At 65.8% G+C, this 26,616-nt stretch carries 19 protein-coding genes; 9 read left to right on the forward strand and 10 right to left on the reverse strand.

Translation table 11 applies throughout. The features are described from left to right. Nucleotides 1-70 precede the first annotated feature (70 nt). The 4 genes from C0541_RS11660 to C0541_RS11675 are packed head-to-tail and all read left to right on the forward strand — an operon-like array spanning nt 71 to nt 4,940. Nucleotides 71-940 (forward strand): CheR family methyltransferase, encoded by an 870-nt coding sequence (locus tag C0541_RS11660; protein ID WP_115048509.1) that lies wholly within the window; start codon nt 71-73, stop codon nt 938-940. Then, nucleotides 937-1,533 carry a chemoreceptor glutamine deamidase CheD gene (cheD, locus tag C0541_RS11665; RefSeq protein WP_024937701.1) on the forward strand — a complete coding sequence of 199 codons (597 nt, stop codon included), beginning with the start codon at nt 937-939 and terminating at the stop codon, nt 1,531-1,533. Before C0541_RS11660 ends, cheD begins: the two co-directional genes overlap by 4 nt. Then, nucleotides 1,530-2,606, forward strand: a complete 1,077-nt coding sequence (locus C0541_RS11670; protein WP_115048511.1) for a protein-glutamate methylesterase/protein-glutamine glutaminase — start codon at nt 1,530-1,532, stop codon at nt 2,604-2,606. The genes cheD and C0541_RS11670 overlap by 4 nt, the downstream gene beginning before the upstream one ends. 6 nt (nt 2,607-2,612) lie before the next feature. Beyond that, a complete protein-coding gene (locus tag C0541_RS11675; RefSeq protein ID WP_161960026.1) occupies nt 2,613-4,940 on the forward strand; it encodes an EAL domain-containing protein in 2,328 nt (775 codons plus the stop codon). 339 nt (nt 4,941-5,279) lie between these two features. Here the strand turns inward: C0541_RS11675 and C0541_RS11680 are convergent, their stop codons facing one another. The 4 genes from C0541_RS11680 to C0541_RS11695 all read right to left on the reverse strand — a co-directional run bounded on the left by C0541_RS11680 (nt 5,280) and on the right by C0541_RS11695 (nt 9,669). After that, on the reverse strand, nt 5,280-6,158 hold the full coding sequence (locus C0541_RS11680; protein ID WP_238601315.1) for an alpha/beta fold hydrolase: 879 nt from the start codon (nt 6,156-6,158) through the stop codon (nt 5,280-5,282). 198 nt (nt 6,159-6,356) lie between these two features. Beyond that, entirely contained in the window at nt 6,357-8,948 is a 2,592-nt protein-coding gene (acnB, locus tag C0541_RS11685; RefSeq protein ID WP_115048516.1) for a bifunctional aconitate hydratase 2/2-methylisocitrate dehydratase, read from the reverse strand. Between the two features lie 65 nt (nt 8,949-9,013). After that, a complete protein-coding gene (locus C0541_RS11690) occupies nt 9,014-9,424 on the reverse strand; it encodes a type II toxin-antitoxin system VapC family toxin (protein ID WP_115048518.1) in 411 nt (136 codons plus the stop codon). Further along, nucleotides 9,421-9,669 (reverse strand): AbrB/MazE/SpoVT family DNA-binding domain-containing protein, encoded by a 249-nt coding sequence (locus C0541_RS11695; protein ID WP_104535509.1) that lies wholly within the window; start codon nt 9,667-9,669, stop codon nt 9,421-9,423. The genes C0541_RS11690 and C0541_RS11695 overlap by 4 nt, the downstream gene beginning before the upstream one ends. Before the next feature lie 145 nt (nt 9,670-9,814). Between C0541_RS11695 and acnA the strand changes: the two genes are divergently transcribed. Next, nucleotides 9,815-12,583 (forward strand): aconitate hydratase AcnA, encoded by a 2,769-nt coding sequence (gene acnA, locus C0541_RS11700; protein ID WP_115048520.1) that lies wholly within the window; start codon nt 9,815-9,817, stop codon nt 12,581-12,583. A 200-nt stretch (nt 12,584-12,783) separates the two neighbouring features. Here the strand turns inward: acnA and C0541_RS11705 are convergent, their stop codons facing one another. Beyond that, a complete protein-coding gene (locus C0541_RS11705) occupies nt 12,784-13,233 on the reverse strand; it encodes a YybH family protein (RefSeq protein WP_115048522.1) in 450 nt (149 codons plus the stop codon). Nucleotides 13,234-13,330: 97 nt separating this feature from the next. On the opposite strand from C0541_RS11705, the gene C0541_RS11710 reads away from it, so the two are divergent. Both C0541_RS11710 and C0541_RS11715 read left to right on the forward strand, forming a co-directional pair. Further along, complete coding sequence (locus C0541_RS11710) at nt 13,331-15,013, forward strand: long-chain fatty acid--CoA ligase (RefSeq protein ID WP_115048524.1); 1,683 nt, start codon at nt 13,331-13,333, stop codon at nt 15,011-15,013. Nucleotides 15,014-15,193: 180 nt separating this feature from the next. After that, the gene (locus tag C0541_RS11715) at nt 15,194-16,060 is read left to right on the forward strand and encodes a crotonase/enoyl-CoA hydratase family protein (RefSeq protein ID WP_115050276.1); all 867 of its coding nucleotides are present in this window, start codon (nt 15,194-15,196) and stop codon (nt 16,058-16,060) included. A 57-nt stretch (nt 16,061-16,117) separates the two neighbouring features. Here C0541_RS11715 and C0541_RS11720 read toward each other — a convergent pair whose 3' ends face one another. The 5 genes from C0541_RS11720 to C0541_RS11740 form a co-directional block, all read right to left on the reverse strand. Next, nucleotides 16,118-18,289 carry an ATP-binding protein gene (locus tag C0541_RS11720; RefSeq protein WP_115048526.1) on the reverse strand — a complete coding sequence of 724 codons (2,172 nt, stop codon included), beginning with the start codon at nt 18,287-18,289 and terminating at the stop codon, nt 16,118-16,120. 2 nt (nt 18,290-18,291) lie between these two features. Then, nucleotides 18,292-19,428, reverse strand: coding sequence for an HD-GYP domain-containing protein (locus C0541_RS11725; protein ID WP_115048528.1), 1,137 nt, complete (start codon nt 19,426-19,428; stop codon nt 18,292-18,294). 140 nt (nt 19,429-19,568) lie between these two features. Continuing rightward, a complete protein-coding gene (gene lysS, locus C0541_RS11730) occupies nt 19,569-21,086 on the reverse strand; it encodes a lysine--tRNA ligase (protein ID WP_115048530.1) in 1,518 nt (505 codons plus the stop codon). A gap of 210 nt (nt 21,087-21,296) precedes the next feature. After that, a protein-coding gene (gene prfB / locus C0541_RS11735; protein WP_115048532.1) for a peptide chain release factor 2 occupies nt 21,297-22,422 on the reverse strand; the annotation gives its coding sequence in 2 pieces (ribosomal slippage) (nt 21,297-22,346 and nt 22,348-22,422; 1,125 coding nt in all). 219 nt (nt 22,423-22,641) lie between these two features. Continuing rightward, the gene (locus tag C0541_RS11740; RefSeq protein ID WP_238601316.1) at nt 22,642-23,562 is read right to left on the reverse strand and encodes a LytTR family DNA-binding domain-containing protein; all 921 of its coding nucleotides are present in this window, start codon (nt 23,560-23,562) and stop codon (nt 22,642-22,644) included. Nucleotides 23,563-23,714: 152 nt separating this feature from the next. On the opposite strand from C0541_RS11740, the gene C0541_RS11745 reads away from it, so the two are divergent. Then, the gene (locus C0541_RS11745; protein WP_115048536.1) at nt 23,715-24,929 is read left to right on the forward strand and encodes an acyltransferase family protein; all 1,215 of its coding nucleotides are present in this window, start codon (nt 23,715-23,717) and stop codon (nt 24,927-24,929) included. A gap of 102 nt (nt 24,930-25,031) precedes the next feature. Then, nucleotides 25,032-26,069 (forward strand): DUF1176 domain-containing protein, encoded by a 1,038-nt coding sequence (locus tag C0541_RS11750; RefSeq protein ID WP_115048538.1) that lies wholly within the window; start codon nt 25,032-25,034, stop codon nt 26,067-26,069. The last annotated feature ends 547 nt before the right edge of the window (nt 26,070-26,616 follow it).

Below are 26,616 nucleotides of genomic sequence, written 5' to 3' on the forward strand. Positions count from 1 at the left end.
CGCAAGGCACCGATTGGTGCTTCAGTTGCATGACCACGTGGCCGATATCCAGTCATCGCTCACGACGCGTATGGATATGACGACCACCTCGACTCCCGCTTCAGACACACGCGAATTTGATTTTGGCGACCGCGATTTCAAGCGCGTCTGCGACCTGATCTACCAGCGTGTCGGCATCGCCCTGGCTCCGGCCAAGCGCGACATGGTGTATGGCCGGCTGTCGCGTCGTCTGCGCGTGCTCGGCCTGCGCTCCTTCCGCGACTATCTGGACCAGCTGGAAGCCGGCAACGACGAGGAGGAATGGCAGGCGTTCACCAACGCGCTGACCACCAACCTGACCTCGTTCTTCCGCGAGCCGCACCACTTCGACAAGCTGCGCGAAGAACTGCAAAAACGCGCTGCGCAGGCACCCCTGAAGATCTGGTCGTGCGCGGCCTCCACCGGCGAGGAGCCCTACTCCATCGCCATCACCGCCTGCGAAGCCTTCGGCACCTTGACCCCGCCGGTCAGCATCGTGGCCACCGACGTCGACACCCAGGTGCTGGAAACCGCCTCGCGCGGCGTCTATGCCATCGACCGTGTCGCCTCGCTGGACGCATCGATCAAGCGCAAGTATTTCCAGCGCGGCAGCGGCCCCAACGAGGGCAAGTGCCGGGTCATCCCGGCATTGCGCCAGCTCATCGAGTACCGCCAGTTGAACCTGCTGGCACCGCGTTACGACGTCGGCGGCCCGTATGCGGCGCTGTTCTGCCGCAACGTGATGATCTATTTCGACAAGCCGACCCAGCGCGGCATCCTGTCGCGTCTGGTCAGCCACATGGGCGACGACGGCCTGCTCTACACCGGGCACTCGGAGAACTACCTGCACGCAGCCGATCTGATCCAGCCGTGCGGACGCACGCTGTATCGGCGCAGCCCGCGCGCCGGAGCGGCTGCATGAGTACCGCCGTGCAGGTCGACGATGTCATGCGCTACCGCGACTCGCGGTTCCAGACCATCACCGCCAAGCTGCTGCCCACCCAGTACCTGGTGGTCGACGACGACACCGCGTTGACGACCACCTTGGGATCGTGCGTTGCCGCCTGCCTGCGCGACCCGGTCCTGAAGATCGGCGGCATGAATCACTTCCTGTTGCCCGAAGGCCAGGTCGGCGATGGCGCACCCGCGCGTTACGGCAGTTATGCGATGGAGTTGCTGATCAACGACATGCTCAAGCGCGGCGCGCATCGCAAACGCATCGAGGCCAAGGTCTTCGGTGGCGCCAACGTGCTCAAGGGCTTCACCAGCAACCCGGTCGGCACCCGTAACGCCGAGTTCGTGCGCCAGTACCTGCAGGCCGAGCACATCCCCATCATTGCCGAAGATCTGTGCGGCATCCATCCGCGCAAGGTGTGGTTCTTCCCGACGACCGGACGCGTGGTCGTGCAGCGTTTGCCGCATGCCCACGAAGCCGAAGTCGCCGCCGCCGAATCGGCCGTGCGCGCCCGTCTGTCCAAAGCACCGGTCACCGGTGGAGTGGAGTTGTTCGAATGACGCTGGAAACCCCTGTGCGTGTACTGATCGTCGACGATTCGGCGGTCGTCCGTCAGATGCTGACCGAAATCCTCTCGCGCGATGCCGGCATCGAGGTGATCGGCTCGGCCGCCGACCCGATCCTGGCACGCGAAAAGATCAAACGCCTCAATCCGGACGTGATCACGCTGGACGTGGAAATGCCGCGCATGGACGGCCTGGTGTTCCTGGAAAACCTCATGCGCCTGCGCCCGACCCCGGTGGTGATGATCTCATCGCTGACCGAGCGCGGCGCCGACACCACCTTGCAGGCCTTGTCGCTGGGTGCGGTGGACTTCGTCTCCAAGCCCAAGATCGATGTCGCACGCGGGCTGGAAGGCTACGCCGAGGAGATCGTCAGCAAGGTCAAGATGGCGGCCAAGGCCAAGGTCAGCGCACTCAATCGCCCCAGCGCGCCCAAGGTCACCCTGGACATGCAGTCGGCACCGGTGCCGGGCAGCGCACTGCGTTTCCGCACCACCGACCGCCTGATCGCCATCGGCGCCTCGGCCGGTGGTACCGAAGCCCTGCGCGTGGTGCTCGAACACATGCCCGCCGATGCGCCGGCGGTGGTGATGACCCAGCATCTGCCGGCCAGCTTCAGCACCGCCTTCGCCGAACGCCTCAATCGCCATTCGGCGATGTCGGTACGCGAGGCCAGCGATGGCGAGGCGATCCTGCCCGGCCATGCCTACCTGCCGCCGGGCGGCCAGCACCTGCGCATCATCCGCGACGGTGCGCGCTGGCGCTGCCGCATCGACGACGGCCCGCCGGTCAATCGGCACAAGCCGGCGGTGGACGTGCTGTTCCGCTCCGTCGCCGCCAACGCCGGTCCGAATGCGGTCGGCGCCATCCTCACCGGCATGGGCGACGACGGCGCACGCGGCCTGCTGGAAATGCTGCAGGCCGGCGCACCCACGCTGGTGCAGGACGAAGCCAGCAGCGTGGTGTGGGGCATGCCCGGCGCCGCCTACAAGCTCGGCGCCGCGCAGGAAGTGGTCCCGCTGGACCGCGTGGCCGAGCGCCTGATCGCGCTGTCGGCGCAGGCGCGCTGATCCGGCATGACCGCCCGCCCCCCGCACCCGACCGAGCAGGCGGCGGTTCCCGACGTCGCGGAACGCGCCTCGCCGGCAACGGCGGACGCGCCGGCTGATCGCCCGAGCCCGCTGGGGACGACCAAGGCCGGCCCGATCACTGCCGGCATGAGCAGGCCCGACGAACACCCCGACGCCACGCGCTCGCGGCTGCTGGCCGAAGCGCTGGACGGCAGCAGCAGCGCGATCCTGATCTGCGATCTGCAATCGCGCCTGCTGTACGCCAATGACGGCTTCCAGCGCATGTTCGGCTATACCGAGGCCGAACTGGTCGGCAAGCGTCCCTCCGACGTGCTCACCCGCGCGCAAAGCGACCAGAAGGAAGTGGCGCGCATCCGCGACCGCGCCGACGCGCTGCAGCAGACCCAGGCCGACCTGCTGGTGTACCGCAAGGACGGCACGCCGCTGTGGATCTCGCTCAACTTCAATCCGATCTACGACGCCAGGCATCTCCCGTCGCATTACGTGGCAGTGCTGACCGACATCACCGACACCAAGATGCATGAGGTGCTGCAGCATCGCGTGCTCGAGGCCCTGGTGCAGGAGCGGCCGCTGATCGAGGTGATGACGCTGATCTGCACCGAGGTCGAACGCATCGCCCCGGATGTGCTGGCCACGGTCATGAGCGCGGACAATCAAGGCTGCCTGCATTCGCTGGCCGCACCCAGCCTGCCGCCGGAATATGCCGATGCGGTCAATGGCTTGAAGATCGCGCCCGGCGCGGGCGCCTGCGGCACGGCCGCCTGGCGCGGCCGCGCGGTGATGGTGGAAGACATCGCCACCGACCCGCTGTTCGCGCCGTACCGCGAACTGCTGCTGCCGATGGGCCTGCGCGCCTGCTGGAGCACGCCGATCCGCGCCAACAGCGCCCGCGTGCTCGGGACCTTCGCGCTGTACTACCGCAAGGCCCAGCGTGCCGACGCCTGGCATGTGCGCCTCACCGATCTGTGCCAGCAACTGTGCACGCTGGCGCTGGAGCGCGAGCAGATCCGCCAACGCGTGCACCAGCTCGCGTTCTACGATGCGCTGACCGGCCTGCCCAACCGCATCATGTTCAGCGCACGCGCCGAGCAAGCCCTGACGCAGGCCGACTATGCCGGCGAACCGGCCACGTTGATGTTCATCAACATCGACCGCTTCAAACTGATCAACGACAGCCAGGGCCATGCGGCCGGCGATGGCCTGTTGCGCGACATCGCCTTGCGCATCGGCGAACAGCTGACCGCCACCGCCATGCTGGCGCGCCTGGCCGGCGACGAATTCGCGCTCGCGCTGCCGCAATGCAGCGCCGAACAGGCCAGTGCCACCGCCGAACGGGTGCTGGGCACCATTGCCAGGCCGCTGCCGGTCGGGCACATGACCGTGCATCCGTCCGCCAGCATCGGCGTGGCGATGTTTCCCGAGGACGGGCGCGACATCAACATCCTGTTGCGGCATGCCGATCTGGCCATGAACCGCGCCAAGCAGGAAGGCGGTGGACGGTTCCGTTTCTTCAGTTCCGACATGAACCGCATGGCGCAGGAGCGCGTTGCGCTGGAAGCGGAGCTGCGCCAGGCCATCGGCCGCGATCAGCTGCAACTGCACTACCAGCCGCAGCTGCACAGCGCCGCGCCGCACGCGCTGTATGGCGTGGAAGCGCTGTTGCGCTGGAATCATCCGCAACTGGGCGCCATTTCGCCGGCGCGTTTCCTGCCCGTGGCCGAAGAGCAAGGCATGATGCCGCAGCTCAACGATTGGGTATTGCGCAGCGCCTGCCGGCAGATCGCCGATTGGCGCACGCGTGGTGTGCCGGTGGCGCGCGTGTCGGTGAATCTGTCGGCGAGCAGCTTCGAAAGCCCGCGCATGCTCGGCGACCTGTTGCGCCTGATCGCCGAGACGGGTGCGCAGCCTTCCGACCTCACGCTGGAAATGACCGAGAGCGTGATGCTGTCCGGGCAGCCTGGCGTGCTGGAGAACCTGCACGCCATTCGCGAAGCCGGCATCTCGCTGTCGCTGGACGACTTCGGCACCGGCTATTCCAGCCTGAGCCACCTGCATCGCCTGCCGATCGACGAACTCAAGCTGGACATGAGCTTCGTGCGCGACATCGAACACAGCGAAGACGCCCGCGCGCTCACCACCTCGGTGCTGCGCATCGGCGCGCATCTGCGCAAGCACGTGGTGGCCGAGGGCGTGGAAAACGAGGCGCAGCGGTTGTTTTTAGCCGACCTTGGCTGCGAAGTGCTGCAGGGCTATCTGTTCTCGCGGCCGTTACCGGCCGCAGCACTGGAAGCCTGGTTGGGCGCGCAGCCTTAGGCCGGCGTACACCACTACCTCTTGATGGTCAGACTTGCCCTCATGGCGCTTTCTGCTCGCATCAGCAGGTCGAAGCAACCTGCTAGAAGGCAAAGCATCTGATCTGGTGCTTCGGTGCAGGGCCCTTGCCCGCCCACCATCGCGGGACACGCCGTGAATCCATCCATGGAGGCTGTTACGCGGCATCCATGCCGCGTAAGGTCCCGCGACGGTGAGCGGGCAAGGACCAAGTGAGGTGGTCGGTGCCCATGGTTGCAAGCAACGCCAGGTGAGGTGGTCGGTGCCCATGATGCAAGCAACGCATGATGTCGTTCTGATCGCCAGATCAGCAGCACATCCTTAGAGCGGCGCCTGTGCCTGGGCGCTGCCTTCAGGCGCGCGCCTTTCCATCCGCATCGAATCCGATGCCACGGTGCGCTTCAGCCATCCCGACAACTGCGCAGTGACGAACGCCGGATTCTCCAGCGATGCGATATGCCCGGCGTCGGGAATCAGCTCGTAGTCGCAACCGATCACCTCGGCCATCAGCCACAGCTCATCCGGCGGCCGCGGAATATCGTCTGCGCCGCCGAGCAGGAAGGTGCTGGCCGGATTCAGCGCAGACATCGCCTGCAGGCGATCGGCGCGCCCGAAGATCAGCCGGCCCAGCGGCACGATGGATGTGCGCAACTGTTCGGCCGACATCGCCGCCAGGCGCTGCGCAAACGCAGCCGGCAGCGCGGAATTCAGATCGATACCGGGACGGAAAAAGATCGGCACGATCGCCTCGATCAACGCAGGCGTCACCTGCCCTGCCGCTTCGATTGCATCGAGCAGACCGAAATAACGCGTTTGCGTGGCCTGCGGCTCGGCACCCAGGAAGGTGTCCATCAATACCAGGCTGTGCACACGCTCCGGTGCCAGCAGCGCCAGCTCGGCGCCCCACATGCCACCGACCGACAGACCGACCACCGCGCACTGCGGCAGCTCCAATGCGTCCAGCAATCGCAGCATCTGCTCGGCAAGATCGCCAACCGTCTGCGTGCCCGCCGGCAATGCTGCCGATTGCCCGTGTCCCCACAACTCGGGGACGATGACCCGATAGTGCTGCGACAGCGCCTGGATCTGCGGCTCCCACATGGCCGCATCCCAGAGATAACTGTGGCCGAGCAGAACCGGAAATCCTTGACCGTGTTGTACGTAGTGCAGCGTTTGACCAGCGATCGTGCAAGTGGGCATTGGAGATCATCACAGCGAGTGGAAGCGGCGCCACTGTAGGCCTCCCGACTTCAGATTTTTGTTGCAATGCGGCAAGTGAGTTAACTGCGATTTCCTTTCAACGTCCGGCATCGCGCGGCCAACACGAAGCCATCGCCCGAATAACGAAAAACGCCCGGCATTGCCGGGCGTTTTCGGACAGGTGATCCAGCCGCGGGATCAGGCAGCGACGGTGTCGGCCACGTCCTGATATTCCTGGATCTGATCGAAGTTCATGTAGCGGTAGATCTGGTCGCCACTGGTCTTGATCACGCCCACATCGGCCATGTACTCGTCCTTGGTCGGGATGCGACCCAGACGCGAGCAGATCGCGGCCAGTTCCGCCGAACCCAGGTACACATTGGTGTTGCGGCCCAGACGGTTGGGGAAGTTGCGCGTGGAGGTGGAGAACACCGTGGCGCCCTCGCGTGCCTGCGCCTGGTTGCCCATGCACAGTGAGCAGCCCGGCATTTCCATGCGCGCACCGGCCGCGCCGAAGGTGCCGTAATGGCCTTCCTTGGTCAGCTCGGAGGCATCCATCTTGGTCGGCGGCGCAACCCACAGGCGGGTCGGGATATCGCGCTTGCCTTCCAGCAACTTGGCCGCGGCACGGAAGTGCCCGATGTTGGTCATGCACGAACCGATGAACACCTCGTCGATCACCGCACCGGCCACGTCCGACAGTGTCTTGACGTCGTCCGGATCGTTCGGGCACGCCACGATCGGTTCGACGATGTCGGCCAGGTCGATCTCGATGACGGCCGCGTATTCGGCGTCGGCATCGGGCTGCAGCAGCTGCGGGTCGGCCAGCCACTCTTCCATCTTCTTGATGCGGCGGCCCAGCGTGCGCGCATCGGCATAGCCTTCGGCAATCATCCAGCGCAGCAGGGTGATGTTGCTGGTCAGGTATTCGATGATCGGCGCCTTGTCCAGGTGCACGGTGCAACCGGCCGCCGAACGCTCGGCCGAGGCGTCGGACAGTTCGAACGCCTGCTCCACCTTCAGGTTCGGCAGGCCTTCGATCTCCAGGATGCGGCCGGAGAAGATGTTCTTCTTGCCCTGCTTGGCCACGGTCAGCAGACCGTCCTTGATCGCGTACAGCGGGATCGCGTTGACCAGGTCGCGCAGGGTCACGCCCGGCTGCATCTCACCCTTGAAGCGCACCAGCACGCTCTCGGGCATGTCCAGCGGCATCACCCCGGTGGCGGCGGCGAACGCCACCAGGCCGGAGCCGGCCGGGAACGAGATGCCGATCGGGAAGCGGGTGTGCGAGTCGCCACCGGTGCCGACGGTGTCGGGCAGCAGCATGCGGTTGAGCCAGCTGTGGATCACGCCGTCGCCCGGACGCAGCGACACGCCGCCACGGGTGGAGATGAATTCCGGCAAGGTGTGGTGGGTCTTGACGTCGACCGGCTTCGGATAGGCGGCGGTGTGGCAGAACGACTGCATCACCAGGTCGGCCGAGAAGCCCAGGCAGGCCAGGTCCTTGAGCTCGTCGCGGGTCATCGGGCCGGTGGTGTCCTGCGAACCCACCGAGGTCATCTTCGGCTCGCAATAGGTGCCCGGGCGCATGCCCTGGCCTTCCGGCAGGCCGCAGGCGCGGCCGACCATCTTCTGCGCCAGCGAGAAGCCCTTGCCGGTGTCCGGCGGGTCCATCGGCAGGCGGAACAGGTCCGAGGCCGGCAGGCCCAGGAACTCGCGCGCCTTGGCAGTCAGGCCGCGGCCGACGATCAGCGGAATGCGGCCACCGGCGCGCACCTCGTCGAACAGCACGTCCGACTTCATGGCGAACTCGGCGATCACCTGCCCGTTCTTCAGCGCCTTGCCGTCGTAAGGACGCAGCTCGACCACGTCGCCGTGCTCCATCTGCGACACGTCCAGCTCGATCGGCAATGCACCGGCGTCTTCCATCGTGTTGTAGAAGATCGGGGCGATCTTGCTGCCCAGGCACACGCCGCCGAAGCGCTTGTTCGGAATGAACGGAATGTCTTCGCCGGTCCACCACAGCACCGAGTTGGTGGCCGACTTGCGCGAGGAACCGGTACCGACCACGTCACCGACGTAGGCGACCAGGTGGCCCTTGTCCTTGAGATCGGCGATGGCCTGGATCGGGCCGCGCTTGCCGTCTTCTTCCGGCACGAAGGCCGCACCGTCGCGGGCGTTCTTCAGCATCGCCAGCGCGTGCAGCGGGATGTCCGGGCGGGTGGTCGCATCCGGAGCCGGCGACAGGTCGTCGGTGTTGGTCTCGCCCGGCACCTTGAACACGGTGACGGTCATGCTCTGCGGCACTTCCGGCTTGCTGGTGAACCACTCGGCCTCGGCCCAGCTCTGCAGCACGGCCTTGGCGTGCGCGTTGCCGGCTTCGGCCTTTTCCTGCACGTCGTGGAAGGCGTCGAACACCAGCAAGGTGTGCTTGAGCGCCTCGGCGGCAGTGGCGCCCAGCTCGGCGTTGTCGAGCAGGTCGATCAGCGGCTGGATGTTGTAGCCACCCAGCATGGTGCCGAGCAGCTCGGTCGCACGCGTGGGGCTGATCAGCGCGGTTTTCTCGGTGCCGAAGGCCACCGCAGCCAGGTACGAAGCCTTGACCTTGGCGGCGTCGTCGACGCCGGCCGGCACGCGCTGGCTGAGCAGCTCGACCAGGAATTGTTCCTCGCCCGCCGGCGGAGCCTTCAGCAGCTCGATGACCTCGGCGGTCTGCTGCGCGGTCAGCGGCAGCGGCGGGATACCGAGCGCGGCGCGCTCTGCAACGTGGTGGCGATAGGCTTCCAACATGCGGGTTCTCCAAAAGGACAGCAGTGAATGTGTAAAAACGTCAGACGTGGATCAGAAGGCGTGGGTCAGGCAACGGGCTTGGGGACGGTGATCTTCAAACCCTTGAAGTAGTCGCGGAAAAAGCCCTCGTCGCGGGTAATCAGCCCGTCGCACTGGAGCATCGCGTGGGCGCCGATCAGGAAATCGGCCACCACCCGCTCGCGCTTGCCGCCGCGCGCGCGGAAGCGCTTGTTCATATGGCCGGCGCGCACCGCCGCCGCTTCCTGGGTGGGCTCGTAACGCACGCCGATCGAGGCCAGCGTTTCCATCAGGTCGACCTGGGTATCGAGCATGGCCAGCACTTCGGCCACCACCGCGTCGCACACCACCACCTCGTCGCGCGCCAGCGCGTCGCCGATGCAGGTCTCCGACACCTCGCCGTAGACCGCATCGCCGACCAGGATGTCGAGCAGCACCGAGGAATCCAGGGCGATCATGGGTCGAATGGATCCCCGGGCGCGCGGCCGCGGATCGCGCGCATCGCCTCGTCGGTACTGGTCAGCCCGTCGACCAGCCTGAACTTGCCGCGCACCTTGCGCAGCGCTTCGCTGACGTCCTTGCGCAGGATGATGCGCCCGCCGTCGAGCTCGATCTTCAGCGTGGTGCCCTTGGTCAGGCCCAGGGCATCGCGCACGGCCTTGGGCAGGGTGATCTGCCCGCGTTCGGCGACTGTGGCTTCCATGAGCATGCTCCAGAAAGTATGCACGGATTATACGTACTCACGAAGTCGTACTCAAGTCGGCAGAGCGCCGCGGACACACCATCCGTACACACTGAATCGCTCAGAATGAAGTCCTACCTAAGCCTAGACGCCATAGGAGTGACGCATGAGCGATTCCTTTTCCACCCGCACCTCGCTTGAGGTCCACGGCCAGCGCTACGAGTACTACAGCCTGCCGAAGCTGGGCGAGCGCTTCGAGATCGGCCACCTGCCCTACTCGATGAAGATCCTGCTGGAGAACCTGCTCCGGCACGAAGACGGCGGTGTCACCGTCGGCAAGGACCACATCGAGGCGGTCGCCAAGTGGGACCCCACCGCCGAGCCCGACATCGAAATCGCCTTCATGCCCGCGCGCGTGGTGCTGCAGGATTTCACCGGCGTGCCGTGCGTGGTCGACCTGGCCGCGATGCGCGATGCGGTGGTCAAGCTGGGTGGCAATGCCGACCAGATCAACCCGCAGATTCCTTCGGAGCTGGTCATCGACCACTCGGTGCAGGTGGACGTGTTCGGCTCGGCCGATGCGCTCGACCTCAACGGCAAGATCGAATTCCAGCGCAACCAGGAGCGCTACGGCTTCCTGCGCTGGGGCCAGAAGGCATTCGAGAACTTCAAGGTGGTGCCGCCCAATACCGGCATCGTCCACCAGGTGAACCTGGAAAACCTGGCGCGCGTGGTGATGAGCGCGGACAAGGACGGCACCCGGATCGCCTACCCGGACACCGTGTTCGGCACCGACAGCCACACCACCATGATCAACGGCATCGGCGTGCTGGGCTGGGGCGTGGGCGGCATCGAGGCCGAGGCCGCGATGCTGGGCCAGCCCTCGTCCATGCTGATTCCGCAGGTGGTCGGCTTCAAGCTCAGCGGCAAGCTGCCCGAAGGCGCCACCGCCACCGACCTGGTGCTCACCGTCACCCAGATGCTGCGCAAGGCCGGCGTGGTCGGCAAGTTCGTCGAGTTCTACGGCGAAGGCCTGCAGCACCTGCCGCTGGCCGACCGCGCCACCATCGGCAACATGGCCCCGGAGTACGGCGCCACCTGCGGCATCTTCCCGGTCGACGAAGAATCGCTGACCTATCTGCGCCTGTCCGGCCGCAGCGAGGAACAGATCGCGCTGGTCGAGGCCTATGCCAAGGCGCAGGGCCTGTGGCACGACGCCAACACCCCGCCCGCCCAGTACAGCGCCACGCTGGAGCTGGACATGGGCGAGGTCAAGCCGTCGCTGGCCGGCCCCAAGCGCCCGCAGGACCGCGTGCTGCTGGAAGACATGCAGTCCAACTTCCGCGAGAGCCTCAAGCCGTTCGTGGACGCGCGCAGCAAGCGCCCGACCGACATCAAGCAGGAAGAGCGCCTGAAGAACGAAGGCGGCGGCGGCACGGCGGTCGGCGCCAAGGCGGCGCAGGCCGAGAGTTCCACCGACAGCGGCGCAGGCTGGCAGCTGCGCGATGGCTCGGTGGTGATCGCCGCGATCACCTCCTGCACCAACACCTCCAATCCGGCCGTGATGCTGGGCGCCGGCCTGCTCGCGCGTAACGCGGCCGCCAAGGGCCTGAAGGCGCAGCCGTGGGTGAAGACCTCGCTCGGGCCGGGCTCGCGCGTGGTCACCGATTACCTGAGCAAGGCCGGCGTGCTCGCCGACCTGGAAACGCTCGGGTTCTACGTGGTCGGCTACGGCTGCACCACCTGCATCGGCAATTCCGGCCCGCTGCCGGACGATGTGTCTGCGGCGATCGCCAAGGACGACCTGGTGGTGTCCTCGGTGTTGTCGGGCAACCGCAACTTCGAAGGCCGCGTGCATCCCGAAGTGAAGATGAACTACCTCGCCTCGCCGCCGCTGGTGGTGGCGTATGCGATCGCCGGCACCACCGACATCAACCTCACCACCGACCCGCTGGGCACCGGTAGCGACGGGCAGCCGGTGTATCTGCGCGACATCTGGCCGAGCAACAAGGAAATCGGCGACACCATCGCCGCCACCGTCGGCCCGGAGATGTTCAAGCAGAACTATGCCGACGTGTTCAAGGGCGACAGCCGCTGGAACACCATCGCCTCGCCCGATGGCGCGCTCTACGAGTGGGACGCGGCCTCGACCTACATCAAGAACCCGCCCTACTTCGACGGCATGACCATGCAGGTCGGCCATGTCGAGGATGTGCACGGCGCGCGCATCATGGGCCTGTTCGGCGACTCGATCACCACCGACCACATCTCCCCGGCCGGCAACATCAAGAAGGACTCGCCGGCGGGCCGCTTCCTGCAGGAACGCGGCGTGCAGCCGGCCGACTTCAACAGCTACGGCAGCCGCCGCGGCAACGACGACGTGATGGTGCGCGGTACCTTCGCCAACATCCGCATCAAGAACCTGATGTTCGGCGGCGAGGAAGGCGGCAACACGCTGTACTACGGAAAGGACGGCGCGGCGCCGGAAAAACTGGCGATCTACGATGCGGCGGTGAAGTACAAGGCCGACGGCGTGCCGCTGGTGGTGCTGGCCGGCAAGGAATACGGCACCGGCTCCTCGCGCGACTGGGCGGCCAAGGGCACCAACCTGCTCGGCGTCAAGGCGGTGATCGCCGAAAGCTTCGAGCGCATCCACCGCTCCAACCTGGTCGGCATGGGCGTGCTGCCGCTGCAGTTCCTGGAGAACGAAAACGCGCAGACGCTGGGCCTGGATGGTTCGGAAGTGCTGGACATCACCGGCCTGCAGGACGGCGCCAGCCGCCGCGCCACCGTGGATGCGAAGAAGTCCGACGGCAGCGTCAAGCAGTTCCAGGTCAAGGTGCTGCTGCTGACGCCCAAGGAAGTGGAGTACTTCAAGCACGGCGGTCTGCTGCAGTACGTGCTGCGCCAGCTGGCTGCCCGCAAGGCGTCCTGACCGCCAGGCGCGGCGATGCAGGCATCACCACACTCCCGCCGCTTGGCGGGAGTGTCGTTTCCGGCGGTCGGGCGCACTCCCGCCACACCAGGTGAGCGGCCGATCAGAGATCGATGGACGCAAGGCGCGCGCAGCGCGAGCGGGCACCACGCGGCCACCGGTCGCGCTCGTCTGGCGATGCACAGACCCGGACCGCCGTATCAGCGCCCGCTCGGCTCCCACTGCGCGTGATACAGCTGCCAGTCGCCACCCTGCAGGCGCCAGCCGGTGGTCACCTGGAAGGCCTGTGCCTGCTCGGGCAACCCGCGCCCGTTGCCGCCGGTCAGCAGCGCGCTGAAACGCACGCGTGCGGTGTCATCGCGCAGCTGTACATCCACCGGCCCCAGGGTCACGCCAATGCGGCGATTGCCCCGCATCTGCAGCTGCATCAATCGCCGCAGGCCGGCTGCGTCCAGTCCATGGTCGCCGACAAAATCCTCGGCCACCGGCGCCATCGCCTCGCCGAGGTCGCGCGCCTCGATCGCCTGGTGCATCGCCTCCAGCGTTGCGCGCAACCGTTGTTCCGGTGCAGCACGCGTGCAAGCGATCAAGGCCGCGATGCAAATTGCGCCCCACGCCAGCCACCACCGGGCTTGAATGCTGCTCTGCATCACGCTTCGCCTTTTCCATCCATGACGGTATGCTGCCCGCTGTTGTAGCGCCGTGGAACACACCGCGTCACGTACCGAACACCCTGGAGGGGGGCAGATGAATCAGGCACGTCCTTGGTTGCAAAGTTATCCGGCCGGCGTCGCCGCCGAGATCGATCTGGAGCAGTTCCGGACCGTGGCAGAGGTGTTCGCCACCTCGGTCAAGCGGTATGCCGACCGCCCCGCGTACCACAGCTTCGGCAAGACCATCACCTATCGGCAAGCCGATCAGCTGGTCGAGCAGTTCGCCGCCTATCTGCTTGGCGAACTGCAGTTGAAGAAAGGCGACCGCGTCGCCCTGATGATGCCCAACTGCCTGCAGTATCCGGTGGCCACGTTCGGCATCCTGCGCGCCGGCCTGACCGTGGTCAACGTCAATCCGCTCTACACCCCGCGCGAGCTGAAGCATCAGCTGATCGACTCCGGCGCCAGCGTGCTGGTGGTCATCGACAACTTCGGCACCACCGTGCAGCAGGTCATCGCCGACACCCCGGTCAAGCAGGTGATCACCACCGGCCTGGGCGACATGCTCGGTTTCCCGAAAGCGGCGCTGGTCAACTTCGTCGTCAAGTACATCAAGAAGCTGGTACCGGATTACCGCATCAATGGCGCGATCCGTTTTCGCGACGCATTGGCGCTGGGCCGCAAGCACAGCGTGCCGACGCTGCAGATCGAGCCCGACGACATCGCCTTTTTGCAGTACACCGGCGGCACCACCGGCGTGGCCAAGGGCGCGATGCTCACCCACCGCAATCTGGTGGCCAACATGCAGCAGGCCCACCAGTGGCTGGCCGGCACCGGCAAGCTGGAAGAAGGCGCCGAGGTGGTGATCACCGCGCTGCCGCTGTACCACATCTTCGCATTGACGGCCAACGGCCTGGTCTTCATGAAGATCGGCGGCTGCAACCACCTGATCAGCAATCCGCGCGACATGCCCGGCTTCGTCAAGGAGTTGAAGAAGACCCGCTTCACCGCCTTTACCGGCGTCAACACGCTGTTCAACGGCCTGCTCAATACCCCCGGCTTCGACCAGGTGGATTTCTCGTCGCTCAAGATGACTCTGGGCGGTGGCATGGCGGTGCAACGTTCGGTCGCCGAACGCTGGAAAAAGGTCACCGGCCAGACCCTGGTCGAAGCCTACGGCCTGACCGAAACCTCGCCGGCCGCCTGCATCAACCCGATGGACCTGAAGGACTACAACGGCTCGATCGGCCTGCCGATCCCGTCCACCGATGCCTGCATCAAGGACGACACCGGCGCGGTGCTGCCGCTGGGCGAGATCGGCGAGCTGTGCATCAAGGGCCCGCAGGTGATGAAGGGCTACTGGAAGAAACCCGAGGAAAGCGCCAAGGTCGTGGATGCCGAAGGCTGGCTGCACACCGGCGATATCGCGCGGATGGACGAGCAGGGTTTCGTCTACATCGTCGACCGCAAGAAGGACATGATTCTGGTGTCCGGCTTCAACGTCTACCCGAACGAGATCGAGGACGTGATCGCCGAAATGCCCGGAGTGCTGGAAGTGGCCGCCGTCGGCGTGCCGGACGAGAAGTCCGGCGAGATCGTCAAGGCCGTCATCGTGAAGAAGGACCCTGCCCTGACCGCCGATGCGGTCAAGGCGCACTGCCGCGCCAACCTCACCGGCTACAAGCAGCCGCGCGTGATCGAGTTCCGCAAGGAGCTGCCGAAGACCAACGTCGGCAAGATCCTGCGCCGCGAACTGCGGGATGCACCCCCCAGGTAATTGCAGGCAAGCCTCGGCGGTAAGCTCGCAACTCGCTGAAAGATTCAGACCGAAGGGCTTTCCCGGCAATGGGAAAGCCCTTTGCGTTCAGGCAGATAGCGCCGGTGTAGGATCCGTTTGTGGAGCCCGCACCGCCCGCTGCGCCACATGATCCGCGGGCGATCTCCTCGAGAAAAGCTCATGAGCATGATCGAAAAACTACAGCCTCACATCAACCAATCCACGATTCGCACGCATGCCAGTCATGCGGATGCAGGCCATTGGCTGTTCATGCATGCAGACGCATCGGCCGGCGTCAGGCCGTGCTTCCGTCCGCAGTTGATGACGGAAATGCACGACTACCTGAGCGCGCTTGCCGACACGTCCACGCACGAAACCGGCCGTCTACGCAGTCTTGTCCTCGCCTCCGACGCAAATGCCTTCAACCTCGGCGGAGACCTGGATCTGTTCGGCCACATGATCCGCGCACGCGACAGACAAGGCCTGTTGCGATACGCGCAGAGTTGCGTCAGTGGTGTGTTCCAGTTCCATCGGGGAATCACCGGCAATTTCAGGACCATTGCCCTCCTGCAGGGAGATGCGCTGGGTGGCGGCCTGGAAATGGCGCTGTCCTGCCACACGATCGTGGCCGAGGAAGGCGTGGGCCTGGGACTGCCCGAAGTGTTGTTCGGCCTGTTCCCGGGCATGGGCGCGTACTCGTTCCTGTGCAGGCGCGTATCGCCCCAGCTGGCGGAACGGATCATTCTTGAGGGGCGCGTCTACAGCAGCGAGGAAATGCACGCCATGGGGGTCGTGGATGTGCTGGTACCTCGTGGGCAAGGCATCCATGCGACCCACGAGTTGATCACCAGGCAGCAGCGCATACCGCAGTCGTACCTGGCGATGAATCGTGCAAGGCAGGTATGCAACCCGGTCACCCATGAAGAACTGCTGGCGGTCGCGCAGATCTGGGTGGAGGCCGCACTGGAGCTGGGAGAAAAATCGCTCAAGACGATGGATCGGCTGGTAAAGGCGCAGACGCGCAGAGCCGCAAAGGGAATTGCCTGATTAGCATGACGACATGCCGTAAGGGGAATCAGGCCCGGCGTACTGCCGGGCTTCTGGTCAGGATGCGTCTTCGCCAGAATCCTTCTCGAACCGTTCTTTTTCCCGCGATTCCAGCGCGGCGCGGCCCAGCTGCAGACTTTGCTGAAGTTGACTGACGCGCAGTTGCCATTCGGCCTTCATCTGCGTACTGGACATGCCCATCAGCTCCCCACCCTGCTCTGCGAGCACCACGAGCCCAAGATTGCTGGCCACGCCCTTGGTCGCATGAGCATGCTCGCGTAGCCGCTCCCAGTCCGATGCCTGGGCATCACCTGTCATTGCGGCGATGCAGGCCTCCGCGTCACTCAGGCACTGGCGAATGAACTCCTTTTCGAAGTTCTTGCCCATGCCCAGCGACGCCAGCTCGTCGAGCACGGTGACATCGAGAATGCCGTCCGGTGCCGATCCGGCACGCACCGGGACCAAGCCGAGCGGCGGAAATTTGCTCTGCGTTGCAATCTCGGCGAGCGTATCCAGCAAACGCACCGCAACCACCGGTTTGGCGAGGAAGGCATAGGCACCGGCCTGCTCGCAGCCACGAATCGCTTCCGGCGTCACATCCGCACTCAATACGACGACCGGCGTTCTGGGCTGCGCTCCTGCCTGCATCACCCGCAATTGCTTGAGCAGGTCCAGGCCGCTGACGCCTGGCATGTGCAGGTCGACGATGGCCACATCGAAATCGGTCTCGGCGAGCGCATCCAGTACCTGCTCTCCACCGTTGACACAGGTCACCTTGTGCCCGGCCTTCTGCAGCAGCCGTTGCAGAACCATCCGGTTGGCAGCGTGATCATCGGCCACCAGGATCTGCAGCGTGCGCACGCGCGCCCGGTGGCGCAGGAACGGATCGGCAAAGGCGATGACATTCCCGGCCTCGGCGCTCTCACGCGACCTGCCGATCTGCTGCGGCACCGATGCACTGGACTCGACCGCATAGTCGAACGGCAACTCGAACCAGAAATGGCTGCCGCCGCCCGGATTTTCCTCGAAGCCGATCTGGCCACCCATCGATTCGACCAGGCCCTTGGCGATGGTGGTGCCGAGGCCGCTGCCCTCGAAACGGCGCGCCAGCCCGTTGTCTGCCTGCTCGAACGCCTCGAACAAGCGCGGCTGCATGTCGACCGGCACACCGATCCCGGTATCGATGATGTCGAACCGCAACCGCACCTTGCCGTCGGCGGGACGACCGACCGCCCCGACGTTGACATCGACATGCCCGCGGTCGGTGAACTTGACCGCATTGCCGGCCAGATTCAGCACGATCTGCCGAAGATGCCCGGCATCGCCCTTCAACAGATCGGGGACGTCCGGCGCCACCACCACGTCATAGACCAGCGACTTTGCCCTGGCTTGCGGCTGCAGGATCAGATCGATGTTGGCGATCACCTCCCTGAGCGCAAAATCGCGGTACTCGACGCGGATCTTGCCTGCCTCGATGGCAGAGATGTCGAGCACTTCCTCGACCAGTGAAAGCAGGCTGCGCGCGGAGGCCTGGATGGTACTGACGCACTCGCGCTGTTCGGCATCCAGGCGGGTCGTCGCCAGCACCTCGGTCATGCCGGAAAGGCCGTTGAGCGGAGTGCGGAACTCGTGGCTCATGTTGGCCAGGAAGCGGCTCTTGGCTTCACTGGCGCGACGCGCTTCGGCCGTGGCGCGGGTCAGCTTGTTGAGCAGACCCGACAGGTACAACGGAATCGCCGCCAGACCAAGCCACAACCCGACGCCCAGACCGAAATTGCGTTCCCAGTAGTCGTTGGTCAACAGCGTGATGCCGAAACTCACCATCGCCATGGCCACAGCCAGATAGAGATAGCGGTTGCCGAAGCGCAGGCCGTTGCCGATGGTCACCCACATCACCACCACGTAGATGCAGGCCATCGGTTCGCCGATCGCACTCATGGCCATCGACATCAGGCCGTAGTCGGCCAACATGCCGATGACCCGACGCGGGTGCGAGCGCTGCGGCTTGAGCACGATCCAGCTGAAGATCACCAGCGCCAGCGCCTGGCTGAGCAGCGTCAGGCCGACCACATAGACCAGCTGCGTTGCCGGCAATGCCCAGCGGCTGGCGAACAGCACCTCGTACGCCAGGATCAGCGCCACCATGGCAATGCGGATCAGTGCCTGACCATGCTCGCTGTCCTGACGCTGCGCGAGCCTGTTGCGCACTTCACGGAGCATGCCTGACATGCTCACACCCCAGGTCGCGCCGATGCGGTGGAGTAGTCTCCACAGATCTGGTCCAGCTGCGCGCGGCCGCGCAGCAGCGCATCCACGCAGCGCGGATCGAACAGGCGGCCACGCTGTGCGTAGAGATAAGCCAATGCAGCATCCATGGTCCATGCTTCCTTGTACGGGCGCGGCGACAGCAGCGCATCGAAGACGTCGGCGACCGCCACGATACGCGCTTCCAGCGGAATCGCCTCGCCGACCAGTCCATCCGGGTAGCCGGTGCCGTCGTAGCGCTCGTGGTGACGCAGCGCGATCAAGGCACCGACCTGGATGAAGCGGTTCTGGCTGCCGCTGAGCAGCTCGTAGCCGATCCGTGGATGCCGCTTCATGATGCTCATTTCGTCATCGGTGAGCTTGCCCGGCTTGAGCAGCACCGCATCGGGAATGGCGATCTTGCCCATGTCGTGCAGCGGTGCGGCCATCTCGATGATGCGCACTTCTTCTTCCGACAACCCGAGCTGCTCGGCGATCAGGCCGGCCACGTGCGACATGCGCTCCAGGAACGCGCTGGTGCCCGAGTCGCGGTACTCGATGGCGCGCGCCAGCCGCGACAGCGTCTCGCGTTCGCGCTCCTCGACCTCGTTCATGCTGGCCAGCAAACGCTGCTCCAGCGACAGCGCGCGTTGCTTGACGCTTTCGCTCTGCTGACGCAGCTGCAGCAAATTGGCGCAGCGTGCGCGCAGTTCGCGCGGGCGGATCGGCTTGACCAGGAAGTCGATCACGCCCGCTTCCAGCGCGGCCTGGCGGATCGGTTCGTCGCCGACGATGGTGATCAGGATGATCGGGATATCGCGATGGCTGGGCAGCCGGCGCAGACGCCGGGCGAACTCCAGGCCATCCATGCCGGGCATGCGGTAGTCGAGCAGCAACAGGTCCACCCGTCCGGCCTCGCACCACGCCAATGCGTCGAGCGGGTCACCGAAATCGTAGACCTTCAATTCCGGTGCGATGTCCTCGATGACGTGGCGCAGCATCGTGCGCGCAGACATCTGGTCATCGACAATGACGATGTTCAATCCCAGATCCGCCTTTTCCGACCAGCTTCCCGATGGATCCGCCGACGATACGCCGGCAAGATTACCCAAAACATCCTGCATAGCCGTTGCTCCTCTATCCCGAGAACGGAAAAGCGATGACGCCGGCCGCTCTGCCGGCTCCCCCGACGATACGCCATTCGGGGCTCCGCTCTAGCATATGCAGTATCTGTGCCGTCGGCACGCCAACGGCACAAAAAAGATCAGGCTTCCGGACGCATGTACGGGAACAGCAGCACGTCGCGGATCGAGGTGCTGCCGGTCAACAGCATCACCAGACGGTCGATGCCGATGCCCAGGCCGCCGGTCGGCGCCATGCCGTACTCCAACGCACGGATGTAGTCGGCGTCGTAATGCATCGCTTCGTCGTCGCCACCGTCCTTGGCCTGCACCTGCGCCTGGAAGCGCGCGGCCTGGTCTTCCGGGTCGTTGAGCTCGGAGAAGCCGTTGGCCAGCTCCTTGCCGTTGATGAACAGCTCGAAGCGTTCGGTGTACCCCGGCTCGGTGTCGCTGGAACGCGCCAGCGGCGACACCTCGACCGGATGGTCGGTGATGAAGGTCGGCTGCACCAGGGTGTGCTCCACGGTGGCCTCGAAAATCTCCAGCAGCAGCTTGCCCCAGCCGTAGGACGGCTTGACCTTGATCTTCAGCCGTTCGCAGTGGGCCAGCAGCGCATCGCGATCGGTGCAATCGGCCGCGCTGATCTGGGGATTGTGGTGGCGGACCGCCTCGTCCATGCGCCAGCGCCGGAAAGCCGGCGCCAGATCGATGGCGGCACCGTCCCAGTTCACCTGGGTGGTGCCCAGCACCGACTGCGCGGTGTCGCGGATCACCTGCTCGGTCAGGTCCATGATCTGGTGGTACGTGGCGTAGGCCTCGTAGAGCTCGAGCATGGTGAACTCGGGGTTGTGCCGGGTCGACACACCCTCGTTGCGGAAGTTGCGGTTGATCTCGTAGACCCGCTCCAGGCCACCGACCACCAGCCGCTTGAGGTACAGCTCCGGCGCCACCCGCAGGTACAGGTCCAGGTCCAGCGCGTTGTGGTGGGTGGTGAACGGCTTGGCGGTGGCGCCACCGGGGATGTAGTGCATCATCGGCGTCTCCACTTCCAGGAAGCGGCGCGCGTCCAGCCAGGCGCGGATCGCGCGGATGATCCTGGAGCGCTTGATGAAGACCTCGCGCGCTTCCGGGGTCACGATCAGGTCGACGTAGCGCTGGCGGTAGCGCTGCTCCACGTCCGACAGGCCGTGCCACTTGTCCGGCAGCGGACGCAGCGACTTGGTCAGCAGGCGCAGCGCGCTGGCCTTGACCGACAGCTCGCCGGTCTTGGTGCGGGTCAGCCCGCCCTCCACTGCCACGATGTCGCCGACATCCCAGCCCTTGAACGCGGTGTAGGCATCGCCGAGCACATTGCCCTGCAGGAACAGCTGCACGCGACCGGATTCGTCCTGGATCTGCGCGAAGCTGGCCTTGCCCATCACCCGCTTGGCCATCAGCCGGCCGGCCATCCGGACGGTACGGCCGCTGGCTTCCAGCGCTTCGGCGGTCCAGGTCCCGGCGTCGGCGAAGTCGGCCTGCAGGTCGCCGGCGAACTGCTCGCGCACGAAATCGTTGGGATAGGCGATGCCCTGGCCGCGCAACGCGCCCAGTTTCGCGCGGCGCTCGGCGATGAGGCTGTTCTCGTCGGCGGGGATCTGCGGCGCGGGGGTCTGCTCGGTCATGGCGGGAATCGGTCTGCGATAGGTCGGGCGCATGCCCGGTGGAGAATGCGGAACCGGGCGGGCCGGTTCCTGCGTTTTACGGTGTCTCGATGACAACTGCGCAGCGCGACGGGAGCGCGTGGCGAGATGTCCAGCTGTACTGCGCTGCACACCTGGCAGCCGGCGCGGAACACCTCGCCGTGCGGCGGGCGCGGCGAGGTGCTCTTGCCATCAGGCATCCAGGCGCTTGGAGCCTGCCGCCAGGCCGGCCTTGAGGCTGGCCTCGACGAACTCGTCCAGATCGCCGTCCAGCACTTTCTGCGTATCGCTGCGTTCGATGCCGGTGCGCAGATCCTTGATGCGGCTCTGGTCGAGCACGTAGTTGCGGATCTGGCTGCCCCAGCCGATGTCGGACTTGGTGGCTTCCAGCGCGTCGCGTTCGACGTTGCGCTTCTGCACTTCCAGCTCGTACAGCTTGGCGGCCAGCATCTTCATCGCGTTGTCGCGGTTCTGGTGCTGGCTGCGGCCGGTCTGGCAGGCGACCACGGTGTTGGTCGGGATGTGCGTGATACGCACCGCCGATTCGGTCTTGTTGACGTGCTGGCCACCGGCACCGGAGGAGCGGTACACGTCGGTCCGCAGGTCGGCCGGATTGATGTCGATCTCGATGTTGTCGTCCACTTCCGGCGACACGAACACCGAGGTGAAGCTGGTATGCCGGCGGTTGTCCGAATCGAACGGCGACTTGCGCACCAGCCGGTGCACGCCGATCTCGGTCTTCAGCCAGCCATAGGCGTACTCGCCCTCGATGCGGATCGTGGCCGACTTGATGCCCGCCACTTCGCCGCCGGACACTTCCATCAGCTCGGTCTTCCAGCCGCGCGACTCGGCCCAGCGCAGGTACATGCGCAGCAGGATTTCGGCCCAGTCCTGCGCCTCGGTGCCGCCGGCGCCGGCCTGGATGTCGACGAATGCGTTGGCGCCGTCCATCTGGCCGGAGAACATGCGCTGGAATTCCAGCTTTTCGACATGGGTCTGGTACTTGTCCAGGTCGGCGATCACCGCCACTGCGGTGTCTTCGTCCTGCTCGCTCTCGGCAAGCTCCAGCAGATCTGCCGCATCGGCCAGGCCGGCCAGCACGTCGGCGATGCCGATCACGGTCTTTTCCAGCAGCGAGCGCTCGCGCCCCAGGGCCTGCGCGCGCTCGGCGTCGTTCCACACGTCGGGGCTCTCGAGCTCCCGGCTGACTTCCTCTAGACGCTCTTTCTTGACGTCGTAGTCAAAGATACCCCCTGAGCGAGAGCACGCGATCGTTGAGATCGGTGATGCGCTGGCGGATCGGATTGGTTTCGATCATGACGGACTTCCGGCAAACAAGCCCGGTAGTTTAGCAAGCGGGCGGCGGCGGCGGAACGCGGTGGCGGTCGGGGTGGCGCCGGTTGCGTGCTGGCCCTGGACGTCGTGGCGCCCCCTGCGAGCCCGGACCGGCGCAGGGCTGCCGGGAGGACGAGCGCCTGGGTCCGGGCCGGCAGCGCCCGGGCGAGGCCGGCCCTGGATGCGATCGCTGCCAGGGCCGTCAGCCCCGCACGACCTCGACACGCTGCGGCACGGGCGCCTGCCTCGCCAACGCCCGCAAGGCAGCCAGGTAACGGCGACTGCACGGCAGCACGGTGGTGTCGGCCAGGTGCACGCGGGCGTCGCCCGATTCCAGCGGCTCGATCGCCTGCACGCATGCCAGCTTCACCAGGTAGCTGCGGTGGATGCGCACGAACACGGCCGGATCGAGCCTGGCCTCGATCGCGGCCATCGTGCTGCGCAGCGGGTACTCTCGGCCGCGCACATGCAGATTGACGTAGTTGCCCGAGGCCTGGACCCACTCGATGTCGACGGTGGCGACCAGGAAGTCGCGCCCAAGCTTGCGCACCAGAAAGCGCTCCGGACGCTCCAGCGGCTCGACCGGCGGGCCGTCGTCCGGCGCGGCCAGCAGATGCGCCTCGCCCTGCCGACGCCGGCCATACCATGCCAGCGTATGCCATAGCGCCACCAGCAGGGCAAAGGTGCGCAGGTCCTTGGAGAGTTCGTACATCCACTGCAGCCACAAGGCGCCGAAATCGTAGTGCGCACCGACCGCCAGATAGGCCAGCTTGCGCAGCAGCACCATGCCGCTCACATGCAGCAGCCACCAGACAAGTGCGGCCGCAAGATAAACAGGAACGCGCCGCCGCCAGACATCGGCATGCAATGGCCAACGCGTGCAGAGCCAGATCAGCGGCGGCAGGAGCAGCAGTGAGACGGTCGCGCTGCTCAGCTCCCAGGTCAGCACCTGCCACAGCAGCAGCGGCTGACCGTCGCGCCGTGCCGCCAGCCAGGCGCTCGCGGTGTTACCCAGCGCGCTGCCATAGAAAACCAGCAGCCAGATCAACGCCACCCGGTGCCGGCCTGCACCGGCATCGCTGTCGGTCTGGCGTGCGATGGCCCCGGACACAGCTGAATTCATCCGCGCATTCTATGCAAACCGCCAGCCTGCCGTCCCCGGTTCGTCCCTGCGGGCCCGCCACTGGTCACTCGGGGACGGCATCGCAGCCCTTGGCGCAGCGGCGGGGGGATGGCGTTGCCGAGGATGCAGGCACGTCTCCTACCGACACCGCCATGACCGAGCGCCGCCACGATATCGACGCCTTGCGCGTCTTCGCCTTCGCACTGCTGATCCTGTACCACGTGGGCATGGCCTATGTGGCCGACTGGCAGTTCCACCTCAAGAGCGTGCACACCGCGCAGTGGCTGCAATGGCCGATGATCGTGCTCAACCGCTGGCGGATGCCGTTGCTGTTCATGATCTCCGGCATCGCGATCGGGCTGTCGCGGCCGCAGGCCACGCCCTGGCGCTTTGCCTTGCGGCGTTGCGGACGATTGTTGCCGCCGCTGTTGTTCGGCATGTTCGTGGTGGTCGCGGTGCAGGCCTATTGCCAGGGTGTGAGCAACGGCAAGGTCAGCCCGGGCTTCGGAACCTTCTTGCTGCGCTATTGGCAGGTGCGTCCGTGGCCGGCCGGCAGCTTCGATGGCTGGGAGCACGGCATCACCTGGAATCATCTGTGGTATCTGGCCTACCTGCTTCCCTACACCATCACGTTGATGGCGCTGGTGGCGCTGACACGCCCGCTGCGGCCGACTGCGTTGCCTGGCCTGCCCGCTGCGCTGGCCGTGCCGGCACTGCTGCTGTTGCCGATCCTGTGGGAAGCATTCTGCGTGCTGTGGGTGATGCCACGCCACCCGCCTACTCACGCGCTGTTTGGCGACTGGTTCGTGCACGCCGAGTCGTTCCCGTTGTTCGTCCTGGGATACCTGCTGGCGCGCAGCGAGTGCTTCTGGCAGTGGGCCGTGCAGCTGCGCTGGCTCACGCTGGGCACCGCGCTGGTGGCGATCGGCATCGAACTGGGCAGTCGCTATGTCGGCATCCATGGGCAGCCTGCGCAACCGTGGACAACGCTGGCCGCGCTGCCGTGGGAGGCGATCGAACACGGCGCACGTGCCGCCTACACCTGGCTGGCGCTGCTGACGATTCTTGGCTGGGCCAGACACGGATTGAACCGCCCGTTCCGCTGGCTGCCGTACTGCACGGAGGCGGTGTTTCCGTGGTACATCCTGCATCAGAGCCTGATCGTCGTGACGCTGTACTGGCTGATGCCCCTGCATCTGAATGCCTGGCTGGAGCCGACGCTGGTGCTCGCCGCCACCGTGATCGGCTGCCTGGCGTTGCATGAATTTGTCATCCGCCGGGTGCGCTGGTTGCGTCCGTTGTTCGGATTGCATGCGCGCAGGCCGCGCCTGGCGAGCAAGACCGACAGCGCGCCGGTGCCGTCATGAAGATCCTGCGCAGGCGTGTCCCGCTTCGGCATGCGACGCACTGGACGGCCCCGTCGGCAGCAACGCAAGATGCGCGCCGGACACGCCCTTTCGAAAGACACCATGCGCCCTACCCTGCTTGCCGCCACCTTGTTGCTCGCGCCTGTCGCCGCCCTTGCCGATGCGCCGGTCGGCATCGCCTTCGACCACCAGGACTGGACCATCGCCTGCGACAACACCCGCACCTGCCGCGCTGCCGGGTATCAGCCGGATGGAGACGACAGCACGCCGGTGTCGGTGCTGCTGACGCGCAAGGCCGGTACCGGGCAAGCGGTCACCGCCGAATTGATGCTGGGCCAGTACGACGAGATCAAGATGCCCGCCTCGCTCAGCTTGCGCATCGATCAGCGCGATCTGGGCAAGCTGGCACTCAATCGCGACAGCGGCACCGCGCCGCTGACCAGCGCGCAGGTGACCGCGCTGCTGGCGGCGCTGACCCGCAGCAGCAAGATCGTGGCGGTGGGCAATGATGGCCGCCGCTGGCAGCTGTCCGATCGCGGCGCTGCGGCGGTACTGCTGAAGATGGACGAGTTCCAGGGCCGGCTGGGTACGCGCGGCGCGCTGGTGCGCAAGGGCGATCGCGACGAAGCCACGGTGCTGCCAGCCGTGCCGGCACCGCAGGTGCGCGCGGTCAAGCTGGCAGCACCGCAAGCGACCGATGCGCGCCTGGGCACGCTGCCTGCGCTCTATCAGGCGCTGCGTGCCAGCCTGCCGGCCGATGAGGAATGCAAGGGACTGGACGCAGCGCAAACGCCGGAGCCGCTGACAGTCACACGGTTGAGCAGCGACAAGTTGCTGGTGTCGGCCGAGTGCTGGAGCGGTGCCTACAACACCGGCAGCGGCTACTGGGTGGTCAACGCACGTGCGCCGTTCGCGCCGGTCCTGGTCACCACCCATGCCAGCGACGTGGATGGCTCCACCATCCTCGAATCGCAGAAGGGACGCGGCCTGGGCGATTGCTACAGCGAGGCCAGCTGGACCTGGGACGGCCGCCGTTTCGTGCCGACCTCCAAATCCACGTCCGGCCTTTGCCGGCTGGTGGCCGCTGGCGGCGCGTGGGAATTGCCGACCTTGGTGACCGAAATCAAGAAGTCCCCTTGATCCAGGCGAGGACGGTGCGAGCGAGTGCGAGCGCCAATGTGCGCTTGCACGGTCTTGCAGGACGCTTCGAACTGCCAACCAGACTGCTTTGCGGCCGTAAGGCATGCGGCTCTTAGAGCGTGTACTCCCGCATGAATGCCGCCTGTGGTGCGAGGCTCAGTACAGAACACGTGCAGAGCGGCTGATCTGCAGCCTGGCTGCAGGGCCCTTGCCCGCCCACCGTCGCGGGACACGCTGCAAGTACGTCCCTGTAAGCTCTTACGCGGCATCCATGCCGCTCAAGGTCCGGCAACGGTGGGCGGGCAAGGACCTGTCCAGATGGTCGGTGTGCATGGTTGCAAGCGGAGCATGACGCGTGTTGCTTGGATCACGGCGCGTCCGATCGGCTCCCCGGCACACGCCGAACAACCCAGGGCCTTCAAGAAAGCACCTGCAGGGCGTCATCGCGAATCTGGAAACCAAGATGACGAATCGTCCTGCCCTGAGCAGGTCATGGAAACGACACGCCGAGGCGGCAGCGTGGCCGGGGATTGGCGGAGAGCGGCAC

The organism is Xanthomonas arboricola, from assembly GCF_003353015.1.
In the GTDB taxonomy this organism is placed as follows: Bacteria; Pseudomonadota; Gammaproteobacteria; order Xanthomonadales; family Xanthomonadaceae; genus Xanthomonas; species Xanthomonas arboricola_E.